The organism is Halorubrum sp. Atlit-26R (assembly GCF_003666015.1).
GTDB lineage: Archaea > Halobacteriota > Halobacteria > Halobacteriales > Haloferacaceae > Halorubrum.
In genome coordinates this window covers 1-873 of the sequence record NZ_QPLT01000147.1, presented here as the reverse complement: position 1 = coordinate 873, position 873 = coordinate 1, and the positions used below count along the sequence as shown (strand labels likewise).

The window sequence follows — 873 nt, the reverse complement described above, 5'->3', positions numbered from 1 at the left end:
CTCTCCGGCGTACCGTCGTGTTCGTCGCTCATCGACAAGGCGCGCTCACGCGGAGATCCCCCCCTGATCGTCGCCATGCTGGTGACGCTCAACTCGCGTGATGGCGTCTTGCAAGAGTTCGATATCGTATCGAACCGTCCGCCAGCGCGACAGCGACTCAAGCGACTCGTGGACTGCTGTGTGATCGCTGTCAGCGAGTCGTGTGGACGGAACCGCGTTCGGATCCGGCACCGAAAACCGGTCTTGGAACTCGTCGTCTTCGTCGATCAGCTCGTTGAGCCGCTCTCGGAGTGCGGAAAGTGAATGCTCATCGGCAAGCGTTTCGATCCGCTTCCACCGGAAGTACGAGTCATTCCGTCGGAACTCCACCGGGCGGTTCCCACGCCGTGTCGCGATGCCCATCTCTGTCAGCTGCGTGAGTGCGTTTCGGGCACCGTCCACCGAGCACGCTGCGCGCTCTGCGATCGTATCGACTCGTTCGTACTCGGTCACACCGGAGATTACGTCGTACACCCGCTGGAACGTCGTCCGATTCTCGCGCCACTGCTGTTCCGCGGTCTCCGTGTCGCGTGGTGATGATCCCGCCTTCGATTCGTCTTCAGCCATACGGTGCTGTTCGAGTGATACTGACATATATCTTTTCCAGCCTAGAAATATCGATAATCTCGGTGTGAGTTCCACAGCTGGATGGCGGCTAAGGATCGGGTAGCGAGCGACTGGCGCTTCTCGCCTGTAAGTTAGAAATCAGACTACAATAGTCTAAACTATAATAGTTCAGCTACTAATAGAGACATCACTGCTTCGAAAAGCTAGGGGCCAGCCGCATCGTCGCTAGCGAGGCCCTGCTGGGATCCGTAATCAAAGAAGAACGCA

General features: G+C 57.5%; 1 protein-coding gene. It reads right to left on the bottom strand.

The genetic code is table 11. From position 1 onward, the window contains the following. Positions 1 to 45: 45 nt before the first annotated feature. Positions 46 to 606, bottom strand: coding sequence for a hypothetical protein (locus DVK07_RS19845; RefSeq protein WP_233565546.1), 561 nt, complete (start codon positions 604 to 606; stop codon positions 46 to 48). Positions 607 to 873 lie beyond the last annotated feature (267 nt).

Excerpts from the sequence above, each read along its gene's own strand:
- DVK07_RS19845 (WP_233565546.1), bottom strand. The coding sequence starts at position 606 with ATGGCTGAAGACGAATCGAAGGCGGGATCATCACCACGCGACACGGAG.